Raw genomic sequence first — 14,517 nt, 5'->3', positions numbered from 1 at the left:
GCAGCCAGCAACTGCAGGCTCAACCGCCTTCTGTTTAGCTCTCTCACCTGCACGCCCCCGCGTTCTGAGGTATGTCTTCTGTTAGTCGCCCGTCTCGTAGACGCATTTTCCGTTGGGCGTGCGCAGACACCTCGACGTCGTGGGTGACCACAATCAGACCACAACCCCACTTCTCGGGGAGGCTGTACAGGAGTTCCGAAACACTTTCCTTGTTGAATGTGTCCAAGGCACCAGTGGGCTCATCCGCCAGAATCAGGGAAGGCTCGTTGATGAGAGCGCGCGCGACAGCCACTCTTTGCCGTTCACCACCCGAGAGAGCTCCGGTTAGTTTCAGGTCCGGCGAGATACCGAGTTCTCGCAGCAACTCAGCGGCGCGAGAAAACGCATTCTTTTTGGGGAAGCCATTCAATAGCCCAGCTATGGCAACATTTTCTAGCGGGCTCAGTTCTGGAAGGAGCTCTCCGAATTGGAAGACCATGCCAATTTTCTCGCTCCGCAGGCGAGCCGCCTTACGAGATGAGAGACTTGTGATCAAAGATCCGGCAACGGTGATCGTCCCCCCTGATGGCCTCTGCAGACCGAGAATACATGACAGGAGAGTTGATTTACCGCTACCGCTAGGTCCTGAAACAGCAAGAGACTCAGCACGCCCCAATTGAAAGCTCACACCATCCAGTATCCTCCGACTATCGACTTCGTACGACAGTCGGTCCAGCTTGAGGACTGGCTCCATGCTTATATCCTTGCCTTAATCGCAATATGACGAGCAGGTCCCCCTGCCGGGAGGCGGGAGACCTGCTCAAGAATTTAGTTACTACGAGCGGGACCAGCCGCTGCAGTCGTCCGGCCAGTTATTGATGTACTCGCAAGCCTTGATGGCGGCAACGCCCAGCTCAATATCCTTGCTCACGTTCTCATTTCCATTTCCCCGCTTCTCCCAGAGCACGTCCACGTCTCCGGTAAGTCTCTTCTCATACTCGGCCTTTACCGGGTGGCCGTCAGCCTTCCGGTCCTTGACCCAAACGAATACGTAATCCACGCCGCATTTGGTGCGATTGCAGTTGTCCGTCCAAGCGGCGGCCCCATCGGTGCTTGCCGAGATCGCGTAGGCAGGGCTGGCACCAAGAAGTAAAAGGCCGCCGATGATCGCACCGGCTGCCTTTTTGATTCGCTTGTTCATCTATTTCCTTTCATAGGGCGGAAACGGATTGTTGATTCATCCCCGGGTGGTCAAATGGAGCTAGCCCGAGAATGGAGCCCTGAGCGCAGTTGCACCTCAAGAAAAAACTGAGCGCCTACCCTTTGGTTTGCCTACTTCGGCAGTTCCGCGATCAGTTCCCGCAGGAGAGGATTAGACCATGCACAGCAATCTCTCAGTGCTCAGTGGTTGCTGCGGTCGTGCTTTCTGTGGGGCTGCACCGTGAGCTGCTGAACACGAGCACGAAGCGCCTCTACCGAGAGTTTCGGCGGTGGTCGCGACCTGGTAGAACTCTGCCAACCAGATCACGTGAATATTAGCCCGCAGGTCGCGCAGGTTTCGAAAGCCCCCGTGTGATTGGCCGCAGCTGAGCACTCAGTCAGAACCTGGGAAAACTTTGCCGTCGGCGTCAACTGAAGAGCAAGGATGGAAAGGTCCGAATAGTTGCACTTGAGGGTCAAATGATCATTGCGTCGTTGCTGACTTGTTATCTAAATCGATGGTGGCGGGTTCTTCCTTTGGCGGACACTGTACCTTTGATCCGTTTCATGCATTTACGGTCAAGATTCGACTTTCATCCCTTATTTGCACCGGTGCCTCGCGCATCTGAGTCGGCGTGTTGTAGCCACATTGGTTGTTGTGCCGCCCGCTTTGAGGGTGTACGACGCGCTGGAGGTGACGGCCGATCAGGACCCGAAGTGCGGGGCTGGCCTTGGGCCGCACGCCGGCTTCTGGGCATCGCCGCCCGCGATTGGGTGAACTGCTCCTCCCGCCAGCCTCGTTGGTCGCGCTCTCCTTGCGGCGGCGGGGTGGAGGCTTCCGGCGATGCGGGGCGTCGGCCTCAGGCACATACGTGCTCTGAGTAGGCGAATTGAGCCATGGCGGTGACCGTGCGTGCAGGCCGGTCGCTATCGGAAGCCGTCGAACTGCCTTAAGCGTGCTGCGAGTTGTTCTGAGGGGACTTGGATGGTTACGGACATGACAATCAGCCAACTTTGATCCCCCCTCTTGATCAGCTCTCGCTGAACCAGTCATGATCTTGCACTTGTGCGCAAGGTGTGTTGCCTTATGTGCTCAGTGTGAAAAGGGGTGGGGGAGTGCTCGCGTCGGTGTCTGCGCGTGTGCGGATGTTGATCGTGCTGGTGGCGCTGTCCGTGATCGCGGGCGGCGGCTGGCTGGTCAAGATGACTGCCGGTGACGCCCCTAGGCAGGATGATTACGCCTACCGTGGGCCTCAACCCGCCGCACAGCAGAATCCGGTGACGCCGCAGCAGCGGCGAGCGCAGACCAAAGACAAGGCGAAGCCGGTCAAGCCGCACGCGTTGCCGGCGACGAAGAGCAAGCCGGCCACGGCTGCGCAGATCGAGTTGCTGAAGCAGAATCAGCGGCAGTTGCGCGCAGCGAGCCCCAAGCCCCCGCACACCCCCGGCGGTTCTCGGGCAGCTGGCCGTACCGTTACTCAGACCTCCTTCACTACCCGGGTTGAGGCGGCAGCTGCAGCCTCGTACAACAGCGGTGCGCTATACCAGGTGAGCACCGATCCGTTCGGGAACGCCGCCGCGCAGCAGGGCGGTTGGCTCATGGCACTGGGCAACCACATCGGGGCCGCAGTCCCGGGAGAGCCGCTGCAGGTCAAGGCGTCAATCTGGCAGTCCGGTGGCACCAACGATGAGGTGCACCCGGTGAAGGTGCGTTGGAAGGTCGACTACTACGGCTGTCGCCTGAGCAACGACGACGTGCAGTGGTTCGACTTTGGGCAGACCGTCCAGGCCCCCACCCTGAACACCGACAAGGTATTCCCTGAGGTCAACGCGTCGTTCACTGTGCCGACGACGGAGTGCACACAGCAGGTCCCCAGCTTCACCATCTGGGCATGTACGACTGTGACGGATGACCCAACGGACACGGAGTCCTGCGGCTCGCACAACATGTTCTACATCGTGCCGTCCCTGCCCGAGGGTGCTGAATGCGCTGCGTTTTGCGGTGACGCGAGCGGCGCGGCCGGTACGACGGTGATGCGGGCAGACCCGGTGAACACGGCGACCGGCGCGTTCACGGAAGCCTTCACCGACGCCCAGGTGCCAGCTCCCGGCGTGCCGCTGCGGGTTGGACGGGTCTACTCCTCCGACAACACCGAAACCGGTGCGCTCGGTAAGGGTTGGCAGCTGCCGTGGGAGACGCGGCTGAAGATCGAGGCCGACGGTGATGCAGTGCTGGTCGGCGAGGGCGGCACCCGGCACACATACACCAAGAACTCCGGGGGGACGTTCACCACTCCCGGCCAGGCACGTTCCAAGCTGGCCGCCGAGGGCAGCGGCTACAAGCTCACGACCGCCGACCAGTCGACATATGCCTTCAACGCCTCTGGCCAGCTGACCGCGGTCGAGGACCGCACCGGCCGGGGCCTCTCCCTGACCTACACGGGTGGCAAGCCCACCACCATCAGGGACGCCGTCGGACGTGCTGCGAAACTCGCCTATGCAGGTGACCGGCTCGACACGGTGACGCTGACGGACGGCCGGGTGGTCGACTACAGCTACACCGGCGACCGACTGACCGGCGTGACGGCTCTGGACGGGAAGACGGAGACGTACGGTTACGACGCCTCTGGCCGCGTCAACAAGGTGACGGACGCCCGGAACAAGCAGGTCACGTTCAACACGTACGACACTCAGGGCCGGGTCGCATCCCAGACGGACGCCCTGGGGCACGACACGAAGTTCACCTACTCCAAGAATGGTGTCTTCGACCAGGTCGACGTCACGGCCCCGGACGGCGGCGTGTGGACGGACGTCTACTACAAGAACGTCCTGTTCACTCAGATCGACCCGCTGAACAACAAGAGCTACTACCGCTACGACAAGTTCTTTAACCGCACGAGCTCAATCGATGCCGAGATCCGCAGAACCGAGTGGGATTATGACAATCAGGGTCGCTTGAAGCGCCGGTCCAATGCCGCCTCGGACGAGGAGTGGACGTACGACGCCAAGGGCAACGTGGCCACGTACACGGACGGCGAGTACAACGACTACACCTTCGGCTACAACGCGGCCAACCAGGTCAGCACCGTCGAAGACCCGCTGGGCAAGACGACGTCTTACGGCTACAACGCCACCACCGGCCTGCTGGAAACCGTCACCACACCGCGCGGCAAGACCACCAGGTACGGCTATGACGCCGACGGCAACCTGACGTCGGTCACCACCCCAAAGGGCAACAAGACCACCTACACCCACTTCCCGTCGGGACAGGTGAAGACGGTCGTCGACCCGCGCGGCAACGTCACCGGCGCGGACCCGGCAAAGTACATGACCTCGTACACCTACGACCCTGCGGACCGGGTCAAGACGGTCACCGACGCGCGTGGCAACACGACCTTGTATGACTACGACGAGGTCGGCAACCTCACCACGGTCACCGACGCCGCCAAGCGCGTCACGGTCTACGGCTACAACGACGCGGGCCGTCTGAAGACGATCACCGACCCGGCGCTCAAGCAGACCATCCTCGACTATGACCCGGCCGGCCGCCTGAGCAAGGAGATCAACCGCCGAGGCGCCACGGTCGCCTACGAGTACGACAAAGCTGGCAACCAGGTTCAGGTGGTCACCGCCCGCGGTAACGCCACCGGCGCCGACGCGAAGCAGTACACCTGGAGGATCGGCTACGACAAGGTCGGCAACCGCAAGACCGTCACCGACCCCCTCGACAAGACCACCGCCTTCACCTGGGACGCCGACAACCGGCCGCTGTCGGTCACCGATCCGCTCAAGCACACCCGCAGCGTCACCTACGACGACAACGGCAGCGTCGTGAAGACCACCGACGGCCTCGGCCACGGCATGACGCTGGACTACGACGAGAACAACCGGCTGAAGTCGTCGAAGACCTGGGCCGGCTACCTCACCACCTACGAGTACGACGACGACAGCCACCTGTCGGCCGAAGTCTCCCCGGAAGTCGAGCGCACCACCTACACCTACGACGACGACGGCAACCTCGCCACCGCCGTCGACCCGCGCGGCAATGTCACCGGTGCGGACCCGGCAAAGTACACCTGGAAGTACGGCTACGACGCGGCGGGCAACCCCACGTCCGTCACCGATCCCCTCGGCCACCAGCGCAAGACCGGCTACGACGCCGTCGGCAACGTCGCCTCCATCACCGATGCCCGCAACAAGCAGACAGTCTACGAGTACGACGAGCTCAACCGGCCGAAGAAGGTCACCGCCCCGGACACCGGAGCGACCGCCTTCACCTACAACAAGGCCGGCTTCCTCGAAACCAGCACCGACGCCAACACACACACCAGCGTCTACGGCTACAACGACGAAGGCCAACTGACGTCGGCCAAGAACCCGCTGGGCAAGACGGTCGCCTACGAGTACGACCTCGACGGCAACCGCACCAAGTACACCAACGCCCGCACACAGACCATCACCACTACCGTCGACGCGCGCAACCTGCCGACGAAGATCACGTACTCCGATGGCACCCCGGCACAGACATATGGCTACGACGACGCGAGCCGCCTGAAGACCGTCACCGACGCCACCGGCACCCGCACCCTGACGTACGACGACGACGACAAGATCCAGACGATCACGTCGCCTGGCGCGACCAAGCCGTTCACCTACATCTGGAACACCGACGACACCCTCAAGTCGCGTGCCTACCCGGACGGCCGGACCACCAGCTACGGCTACGACAAGGTCGGCCGGACCAAGACCCAAACGACCAACTCCAAGGCCGTCTCCTACGGCTACGACAAGGCGGGCAACCTCACCTCCGTCACCCTGCCCACCACCACGGCCCGCACCGAGACCCGCACCTACGACGAGGCCGGCCGCCTGGCCACGCAGACCACGCCCACCGTCAACAACACCTTCACCTACGACGACAACAACCGCCTGGTCAGTGACAAGCCCGGCTCCGGGTACCCGACCCGCTACGCCTACGACGACACGGGCCGAATGGCCCGCGTCTGCACCGACACCTCCGCCACGTCCTGCCTGACGGGCACTGCCGGCACCACATACACCTACGACAAGGTCGGCAACCTCAAGACAGCGGCCAGCTCGGGCTCGACGACCACCTACGCCTACGACGACGGCGACCAGCTGCAGTCGGCGACGAGCGGCACGACGACCACGAGCTTCGGTTATGACGCCGACGGCGACCAGACCAAGGACGACGACGGCACCTACGCCTACGACCCGGCCGGCCGCCTCAAGTCCGCCACCATCGGCAGCAACACGTACGGGTTCACCTACGACGCCGACGGCAACCGCACGACGGTCAACAAGAACAACGCGCTCGCCGGAACGTCCCGCTGGGACATCAACAACCCGCTCCCGCAGCTCGCCACCGACACCAACGCATCCGGCGCCCTGCTCGCGGACTACCACTACGACCCCGACGGCACGGCCCGCTCCATGGACCGCACCGCCGGCACCTACTACTTCACCCAGGACCGCCAGAATTCCACCAGCGCGGTCTACGACGCAGCAGGCGCCGACAACTACCGCTACACCTACAGCGCCTGGGGCTCCCCGACCGGCAAGGCCACCATCACCGGCGGCCAGACCAGCCCCTTCGGCTACACCGGCCAGTACAAGGACCAGCACCTCCCCGACCGACTCCAGCTCCGCGCCCGCTCCTACGACACCGCCCAGCGCCGCTTCACCACCCAGGATCCGATCCCGGCAGCCGCGGACAACCCCAACCAGTCGCCATACAACTACGCCGACAACGACCCCGCCAACCTGGCGGACCCGTCCGGCCAGTGCGTGATGTGCGTGGGCGCCCTCATCGGGGGTGTTGTCGGCGGTGGCGTCTACGCCCTCACCCACCAGGACGACTTCGACTGGGGCGATTTCGCAGCCGCCACGGGACAAGGAGCCGTCGTCGGGGCGGTCGGCGGATTCCTCGCCCCGGCGGGTACCGCCCTAGCAACCCAGCTCGGCCTGCAGGGCGGACGGGCCCTGGCTGTCACGGTTGCCACAGACGCAGCGATAGGAATGGGGCTCACCTGGGCCATCAACACCGCCCAGTGTCAGCCCACCACACCCACTGATCTCCTCATCGGTGCACTCACCGGGGGTTTGGCTGGCCTTGCTAAACCCGCCTGGGGAGCCCTCAAGGGAATATTTGGGACTAAGGCAAACCCGTTCCCCAGTATTAATGTCAACCCCCGCGCCATCGTTTCTCCGCGCACGGTGTACCGGGGAGACACGAGAAATCCCGCCGATATGTTCGCTTCTGGTATCACGCCGAGGCCCGGTGCAACAAACACTGATCTGCTGCAGTACGGAGTTCACAACACTCCGTCTGTGTGGATCGGTACGAGTGCGAAAGCGGACCGTGCGATGGCTTTCCCGAAGGGGCGAAAGCCCGGGCAAGGCGCATGGGTTTATACGATCAAGCCGCAAGGTCCTGGGATCAGCATGAATAAGGCGTTGAGCTTCATGTATCCACACCGTATCGAAAAGGAGATCGTATATCCCGGCGGTATAACCCCATCTGAAATTCTTGGTGCGCAATGGTATGTGAACGGAGTTCCTAGGGGTGACTTCGTGCGCAACCCCGGCTACGGTGGTCCGTCGTGACGATAATAGACCTGCAGGTTGTGTCCACCAGTGGTGAGACGCGGAATGTTCGTGTCTCGCACTCGGAAGAGCCCCCGTGGACCCTCCTGGTAGTGGATCCGCAGGGTCGCGACTATCGCGGGAGGGGGCAGGACCTCTATGAAGCCCTACGCCAAGTGCGTGAGGAGATGGAGGCAGACTCCCTGATGCTCTGCTGTAATGGAGCAAGGAAGAACGCTCATCCGTCCCCGTCCATGTCAGCTGCGGGAGCAGATTTTGTTTACCTCATGCCTGCCTACAGGTTGCTCACGCTGAGGGATATATTCCCCCTTCTTGGGCCTGCCCCGCCAGGAAGCGTCGTTAGCGTGAGAGAGCAGTCGAATTACTATAGGGCTAAGCTGATGTCGAGGAAGTACTTGATTCAGTGGTGCAACCCTGTCTCATGGGTAAAGGTCCTTGAGGCGGCTCTCAAAGGGCCCAGAAACTGGCAGCCGGAGATTTCGCAAGACGGGGTTCTTACATGGCACTGTTGATTTAGGCTGACGTCTACTGCGGCAGACATGAACATTTGTCCGGCTTGCTGGCCCTCCACTCCGTCCAGCGCCTGCCGATTTCGGGCTGGGTGCAGTAGCGGTATACCTGGCGCGCCAGCATCAGCGGCCCCGGGCTGGATCTTCACCACATGCAGCTCGACGGAGTCCGGTGCTGCCGACGGACGACAGCGGGCCGCATCCCGGAAGACGGAGAAGACCGGGCGCACGCGTCCGGACGTTCACATCATCCAGTTGAGGTCGGCGCTTGTGCCCCTCCGACCGGGTCCGAACAGTGCGCCGCGCGCCGTCAGCGGCCGGCGTCCTGGGGCTGTGCCCCGGCTTCGGCCGCAGCGGTCGGCTTCGGAGCAGGCGCGGTGTAGAAGACGGACCTGCCCTGCTTGGTGCGTTCGGCCTGGCTCTTGGCCACGAGTCCCTCGAGGGTGACGCGCACGACCTTGGCCGCGATGTCGCGATCGGGGTGAGCCTGGTTGAGTGCTGTGGAGATCTCCGCAGCGGAGCGTGGTTCCTGCTGCTCGGCGAGGTGGCGGCGAATGAGCTCGACCAGGGTGGGCTGAGCCGCCTTCCCCGCGCCCGCAGTCTTGGCCGCGGACTTCCTGGCCGCTTGCCGTCCCGGCGCGGCAGTGGACGTTCCTCCCTTCTGCTTTCCACCGGGCGAGGCGGCAGCCTTCTTGCGTCGTGGAGAGGGCAGCGCGGCGGTCCTGGACTCCTGTGCAGGCTTGGCCGGTGCCGTCGTGATGCCGAGTGCCTGCTGCATGCTCACCAGCACGCTGTGGTCGTGCTGCAGAGCGGCAAGCTGCTCCTGCAGGGAGGCGATTTCCGCACTGATGCGTTCCTGTTCCTTGAGGTTCGTCTCGAGGTCGCCGGTCACCTGGGTGATGTACTGCGATGCCAGTTCAGTGGCGGGAGTGGTTGTCTCGAGCATGGCGCTGACCTTTCAAGGGCGTTGGAGGGGTGCTGCGGGGTGCTGCCTGTCTACGGGTGAGGTCTCGGCGGCCCGTGAGCGCACCGCATGTGCCGCAAGATGCGTTGGTGTAGGGATAGTACGGACAGGTGGACCCGATTGTTCCCGCCGAATCGTGTCCTTTGTTTGGCGCTGGCCTCAGAGCTGCGGTGTCGGGTGACAACGAGGCAGTAGGAGAGCAGGTGTTCGCGTCTGCGGCTGAGGCAGGTGCCAGAAGACTTCATCCGTCTGCCTGCTGTGATGCCATGCACTCAGGATGCCTGTGGCCACCAGCCGGTCGAGCAGGTCTCCGGTCTACTGCGGGGGAGTGGCCCGCGCAGGCCAGCGAGGATGTCCATGTCGGTGCTGTGCTCGGCCTGGGCGGGGGAGTGCGCGGCCAGTACGAGAGCGGTCAGTCGCAGGGCGGGCGCTGCGGCCGTCGTCCCAGTGATGTCGGCGCAGGCATCGTTCAGGCGGCCGGAGGCGAGGCGGGGTGGGTGTCGATCCATGACAGGCCGCCGAGGTCGAGTTGGTGTCGGCCGCGGGTGACGGCGACGTAGGCGAGGCGGGCGTCGGTGTCGCTGACCGGTTCTGGGATCGGGTGGCCGTGCGCGTCGAGTTGATCGGTGTCCTTGGGCGGGGGGAAGTCGTGGGCGATTCTGACAGTGGGCCATTCGCGGCCCTTCGCCGTGTGGGCGGTGGAGACGGTGACGTCGGCGTCCTTCTCGTCGGTGAGCTGGTTGATCGCGGCGAGGATGGCGTCGGGTCCGTGGGTGTCGACGAGATCCACGAAGGGCTGCAGGTCACCGCCGGCGGGGTCGTGTCCGGCGTACTCCTGCAGTTCGCCCCACGAACTGAAGAGGACGAGTTCGGGGTGGGAGGTCCGACGGCCGTCCTTGAGGTCGCGGGCCGCGAGCGCCAGGGCGGCCAGGGTGTGCCCGCCGCGGGTCAGCGCGACGCGGTGACCGTCGCCGAGCAGGCGCATGACCTCGGTCATGGCGCCGATGTTAGTGCGACACAGCACTGCGTCGGGGCAGTCGAGATCCCCGACTTGTGCGGGGATGGTCTCGGTGCCGGTGAGCCGGATGGGGGCGTCGGCGAGCGCCAGCCATCGGTTGGCCTCTTCGGCGATCAGTGAGCCGAAACGGAAGGAGCGGGTCAGGGTGAGCGGCATGGCGTCGAATCCGGTCATCACGTCCCTGGCGCCGCGCCAGCCGTAGATGGCCTGGGCGGAGTCACCGACCATGACGAGCTGGGCATGGGTGCGCTGGGCGGCGAAGACCTTCTCCAGCACAGGGTTGGTGTCCTGGGCCTCGTCGAGGAAGAGGAAGTCCGCTTCGAGTCTCGGTTCGGTCAGGGCCCACATCTTCAGGTAGTGGTCGTGCTCGAAGCGGACCACACCCTGCTCGGGGTCGTGCAGGTCGGCCCATGCCTTACGGGCGAACGGCAAAACCTGGTGAGCGAGTTGCGCGTGCTCGTCGGCGGTGTCCAGGCCGCGCAGGTTCGGTACGTGGTGGCGGGCCAGGGTGCGGTCGGCGGAGTAGCAGTAGCGGGTCACGGTACGCAGCACGGTGTGGGACAGCGCTCTGGGGCTGACGTCGTGGGAGCCGATGCGGACCGGGCGGGTGATGCCGAGTGCCTGGCCGGTCTTCCACGCGGGCTGGCGGGGGCTGTTGAGCCGGTTCGCGTAGCGGTGGCCGACGGCGGCGTAGGCCGTGGCGTGGGCGGTCTTGCACACCACCGTGCGAGGGAAACGAGTGGCGGCGTCCCGGGCGATGTCCTTGTTGAAGGCGAGGTAGCGGCCGCCGCGGCGGGTGCTGGCGGCGAGCAGGCCGAGCGTGCTGGTCTTCCCCGTCCCGGCGCCGGCCTGCAGGACGAGATGGTGGCCGGCTTGGAAGGCCGCGACAGCGTGGGCTTGTTCATCGGTAGGCGTGGGCAACGAGGCCTCCGTTAAAGAGAGGAGAGAGATCGAAGAGCGGCGGGAAAGGAGCCAACCGCCGGCTGCGGGCGAAGGGGAGAGAGGAGGACCGTTACGGCGCTATGGGTACGCGGTGGTGCTGACGGTCGTGCAGGAGGCCAGCCGCGCAGGCCAGGACCTCTTCTGGGGTATGGCGGGCGAGTAGGCTTTCGAGCTGTTCCTTCAGGCGGCGGGCGCGTTCTTGTTGGTCCCGGGCAACACCTGCGTTCACCCGCTGGCGCAGTACGTCCTGGGGGTGCTGGCCCATGGCGGTGGCGGCCTGGCGCAGGGCCTGGTCGGCGGCGTGGCTGAGTGCGATGTTGAGCACGACCTGGCCGTGGCGGTCGGGGTAGTGGGTGGTCAGCACGTCGATCGGCAAGCGCGTACCCAGCCGGCGCCGCAGCGTATGCAGGGCGCCGCCGGGATGGCGTGCGCGGTGGAGCGCCATCAGCCGGGTGCGGTCCGCTTTCGCGGCCAGAGGCACGCCACCGCATGCCTCTCTAAGTTCGCCGTGGTTGGCTGGTCGGGTCAGGGTGATCTCGACGGCGAGGTGCGGTGTCATGGTCGTACTGCCTGTCGTGCACGGCCTGCAGGGCCGGGGCGCCGGGCGGGGGCGGGCAGGCGGGTGTGGATGTGCGCGTGGTGGCGGATCGGGTCGAAGGGCTCGAAGTCGGCCACCGCCAGGTCGGCGGCCGTCGGGGTGGTGGCATGCTGCGGGCAGCGCTGGGCGCGCCAGCGCAGCTGCTCGGCGTAGGGGAGGCGATTGAGATCGTAGACCGCCATGACGTCGGCGGACAGAGCCAGTTGGCCGTCCGCCGCGGTGGCGGGCATCAGCCTCCAGGTGCCGGCAGGGGCGTCGGGGGTGAGCAGCGGGCTGGTGCAGCGGTGACGGCGCCGGGTCTGGGCGACGCACTGGATCTCGTCCACCGGCCGGGCAGCGATGTAGCGGACATACAGCAGCTGCACGATGGGCCGGGCCGGCCGACAGACGGCCGGCTGTGACGGCGGACTGTCCGGCGAGGCCGGGGCAGGGGTGAAGGTGCCGGTGTCGATCAGGCGGCGGGAGCGCACGGCCAGCGACCGGCGCAGGTCGGCCAGCTCGGGGTGAGGAGGGGGCGTATCCCGGGAGGGGCAGACGGCGGCATGCGGCAGACGGCACCAGTTGCTCCCGTCCCCGGCCGGGTGGGCGACGCCGGAGCTGACGTGCCAGCGGCACACGGCCGGGACCTGAGCGGTGGGCAGTTCGTGGGGATGCAGACGCACCGGCCGGCGGTCGCTGCGGTGGTACCACTCGATCCGGTTGCCGCACTCGCGGCACCGGTCGCTCTGGCCGCAGCGCAGCAGCCGGCTCGCGCCGCCGGGGGTGACCTGCAAGGAGCGGCGCACGCGATGGGTGATGGGGCTGCCGTCCCAGTGCCGGGACGGTGGAGGTGTGGAGCGCATGCGCGCGAACCTGCCAGCCAACACGCCGAACCCCCGGCAGCGCTGCCGGGGGATCACCTGCCCGGCCGCACCTGGTGCGACTGACATGCGAATGGCCGACCGTACGTTCGAGTGGGTCTCGTCGGTTCGGGTGATCCGCGGTGGCCGCTCGGACGGGACCTCAGTCCCCGCCCGTTCCCGGCAGATCGTGCCCGCGGCACAGCGTGCCGAAGAGCTCGTCGAACGGGATGCCCAACGCATGGGCAAGCGCGTGCCAGGTCTTCAGTGTGCCGATGGTGCGGCCCTGCTCGATCTCGATGACGGTGCGCCTGGCCAGGCCGCTGCGGGCGGCGAGCTCGTCGTAGGTCCACCCGCGCGCGGCCCGCAGACGCGCGAGCTCCAACCGCAGCGCGTCGAGGTCCGGATCGGGTGGCAAGATCGTCACCCGTCCATCCGACGGTGCAGAACCCTGCCCTGTCAGTGCAGACCTCTGCCCTATTTCTGCAGGTGACGGCAACGGTGAGAGGGCAGACGTCTGCACTATGGTGGGCCGCCGCCCCACAGCCCCCGACGAACCCGGCGCGCACGCAGCAGGAGGAACACGCGCCCATGAGGCTGCGCACAGCATGCCCGGCGACACCACGCGCCTGGACCGTGGAACTGCGCCCGCACCCCAGCGGGCTCGTCCTCGTATGCCGCCAATGCCCGCACGGCAGCGGACAGGTCACCGCAGGCTCCGCCCGCTCGGCCGCCCTCGCCCACCTCGCACGACACGCACGCGGTGACCTGCTCCCACCCCACCTGCGCACCTGCCAATGCCACGAGCGCGGCTGTCACTGGCACCCCCGCCACCGCGGCTGCGCCGGCCCCATCCACCTCCTCCTCGCACGCGAACGCGGCGGACGCCTCTGGCGACTCGCCGACACCTGCAGCGCCTGCGCCGCAGCAACAGCACACGCCGCCGTCGTCCCCGACACAGCCCTCGCCCGCGCCCCGCACCCAACAGTGCCCCGGCGCCGCAGACGAAGCCCGAGGGGGCCGGGTGAGCGGGTCCGAGTCCGCGAAATGCTCAGCTACCTGGCCGCCGCCCTCCCCGAAAGCACCCCGGCCCCATCACGCCTGCTCGCCTTGCAGTGTGCGCTCCGCGTGGACACAGCCATGCAGGTCCGACTGCCCAAAGGCATGCTGCGCAGCCTCCGCCTCGACACACCAGACCTGTGGCGCGAGCTGGAACACGCACGATGGCTACGCATCGGCCCGGCAAGCGCCGCCAACGAAGTTGAGGCTGAACTACTCGATGCCGCACTGCTCAGCCAGGCCCCCGCCCGCCCCGACCGCACGCAAGCAGCAGACTGGGCACTTCGTGTCGCCAGCTCCTCGACGGCAGGGACAGCGGCGGGGCCACTGCTGCAGCTGGCCTGCCTCTACCTCACTGCCCACGCCGATCCGGATTCCGGCACCGGCTTGACCGGGCTCGACCAGATGGCCCGCGCCTGTGGGGCCCAACCCGCTGACGTGCCCGACGCACTTGATCAACTGGCCGGGACAGGATTCCTCCAGTCCTGGCAGACCTGCCGGGAATGGGGAGACCTGTACTGGACTCTGACGGGCCTTGAGGGGAAGACGCAGTATCGAACTGCAGCCTGTCCTGGCATTCCACGAGGCCACGCACCGTCAACCTGTTGAGGTCGCCGCTCAGTTGACGCGGGACCTTCACGGCCATGAGCAGCAGGCACAAAAGGATCAACACCTCGTGGTGCTAGGTGTATTGATCACGAGCGTTGTTAACACTGGCCGGGCTTGATCATGGCGAAGGCCCCCGTGTGTGGTGGAGGTGTCGAATCTTCACCGCACGGAGG

10 protein-coding genes are annotated in these 14,517 nt (G+C 65.6%); 3 read left to right on the top strand and 7 right to left on the bottom strand.

Annotated features, from left to right (window positions below):
• Positions 1 to 43 precede the first annotated feature (43 nt).
• Positions 44 to 733, bottom strand: a complete 690-nt coding sequence (locus ABZ192_RS28860) for an ABC transporter ATP-binding protein (protein ID WP_356927402.1) — start codon at positions 731 to 733, stop codon at positions 44 to 46.
• An 81-nt stretch (positions 734 to 814) separates the two neighbouring features.
• Entirely contained in the window at positions 815 to 1,180 is a 366-nt protein-coding gene (locus tag ABZ192_RS28855; RefSeq protein ID WP_356927401.1) for a hypothetical protein, read from the bottom strand.
• A gap of 1,547 nt (positions 1,181 to 2,727) precedes the next feature.
• Here ABZ192_RS28855 and ABZ192_RS28850 point away from each other — a divergent pair.
• The gene (locus ABZ192_RS28850; protein ID WP_356927400.1) at positions 2,728 to 7,806 is read left to right on the top strand and encodes a DUF6531 domain-containing protein; all 5,079 of its coding nucleotides are present in this window, start codon (positions 2,728 to 2,730) and stop codon (positions 7,804 to 7,806) included.
• Positions 7,803 to 8,318: a hypothetical protein gene (locus tag ABZ192_RS28845; RefSeq protein WP_356927399.1), complete on the top strand. Its 516-nt coding sequence runs from the start codon at positions 7,803 to 7,805 to the stop codon at positions 8,316 to 8,318. Before ABZ192_RS28850 ends, ABZ192_RS28845 begins: the two co-directional genes overlap by 4 nt.
• A gap of 307 nt (positions 8,319 to 8,625) precedes the next feature.
• On the opposite strand, the gene ABZ192_RS28840 is transcribed toward ABZ192_RS28845, so the two are convergent.
• The 5 genes from ABZ192_RS28840 to ABZ192_RS28820 form a co-directional block, all read right to left on the bottom strand.
• A complete protein-coding gene (locus tag ABZ192_RS28840; protein ID WP_356927398.1) occupies positions 8,626 to 9,261 on the bottom strand; it encodes a hypothetical protein in 636 nt (211 codons plus the stop codon).
• Between the two features lie 487 nt (positions 9,262 to 9,748).
• Complete coding sequence (locus ABZ192_RS28835; RefSeq protein WP_356927397.1) at positions 9,749 to 11,218, bottom strand: UvrD-helicase domain-containing protein; 1,470 nt, start codon at positions 11,216 to 11,218, stop codon at positions 9,749 to 9,751.
• 91 nt (positions 11,219 to 11,309) lie between these two features.
• The gene (locus ABZ192_RS28830) at positions 11,310 to 11,798 is read right to left on the bottom strand and encodes a hypothetical protein (RefSeq protein ID WP_356927396.1); all 489 of its coding nucleotides are present in this window, start codon (positions 11,796 to 11,798) and stop codon (positions 11,310 to 11,312) included.
• Positions 11,795 to 12,679: a DUF6083 domain-containing protein gene (locus ABZ192_RS28825; RefSeq protein ID WP_356927395.1), complete on the bottom strand. Its 885-nt coding sequence runs from the start codon at positions 12,677 to 12,679 to the stop codon at positions 11,795 to 11,797. The genes ABZ192_RS28830 and ABZ192_RS28825 overlap by 4 nt, the downstream gene beginning before the upstream one ends.
• A gap of 160 nt (positions 12,680 to 12,839) precedes the next feature.
• Positions 12,840 to 13,103 (bottom strand): helix-turn-helix transcriptional regulator, encoded by a 264-nt coding sequence (locus ABZ192_RS28820; RefSeq protein WP_356927394.1) that lies wholly within the window; start codon positions 13,101 to 13,103, stop codon positions 12,840 to 12,842.
• 620 nt (positions 13,104 to 13,723) lie between these two features.
• Here ABZ192_RS28820 and ABZ192_RS28815 point away from each other — a divergent pair.
• On the top strand, positions 13,724 to 14,344 hold the full coding sequence (locus ABZ192_RS28815; RefSeq protein WP_356927393.1) for a hypothetical protein: 621 nt from the start codon (positions 13,724 to 13,726) through the stop codon (positions 14,342 to 14,344).
• The last annotated feature ends 173 nt before the right edge of the window (positions 14,345 to 14,517 follow it).

The sequence above is a fragment of the Streptomyces sp. NPDC006235 genome (genome assembly GCF_040613735.1).
Classification (GTDB): domain Bacteria; phylum Actinomycetota; class Actinomycetes; order Streptomycetales; family Streptomycetaceae; genus Streptomyces.
This window is presented reverse-complemented; position numbering and strand designations above follow the sequence as displayed.

Excerpts from the sequence above, each read along its gene's own strand:
- ABZ192_RS28860 (WP_356927402.1), bottom strand. The coding sequence starts at position 733 with ATGGAGCCAGTCCTCAAGCTGGACCGACTGTCGTACGAAGTCGATAGT.
- ABZ192_RS28855 (WP_356927401.1), bottom strand. The coding sequence starts at position 1,180 with ATGAACAAGCGAATCAAAAAGGCAGCCGGTGCGATCATCGGCGGCCTT.
- ABZ192_RS28840 (WP_356927398.1), bottom strand. The coding sequence starts at position 9,261 with ATGCTCGAGACAACCACTCCCGCCACTGAACTGGCATCGCAGTACATC.
- ABZ192_RS28830 (WP_356927396.1), bottom strand. The coding sequence starts at position 11,798 with ATGACACCGCACCTCGCCGTCGAGATCACCCTGACCCGACCAGCCAAC.
- ABZ192_RS28825 (WP_356927395.1), bottom strand. The coding sequence starts at position 12,679 with ATGCGCTCCACACCTCCACCGTCCCGGCACTGGGACGGCAGCCCCATC.
- ABZ192_RS28815 (WP_356927393.1), top strand. The coding sequence starts at position 13,724 with ATGCTCAGCTACCTGGCCGCCGCCCTCCCCGAAAGCACCCCGGCCCCA.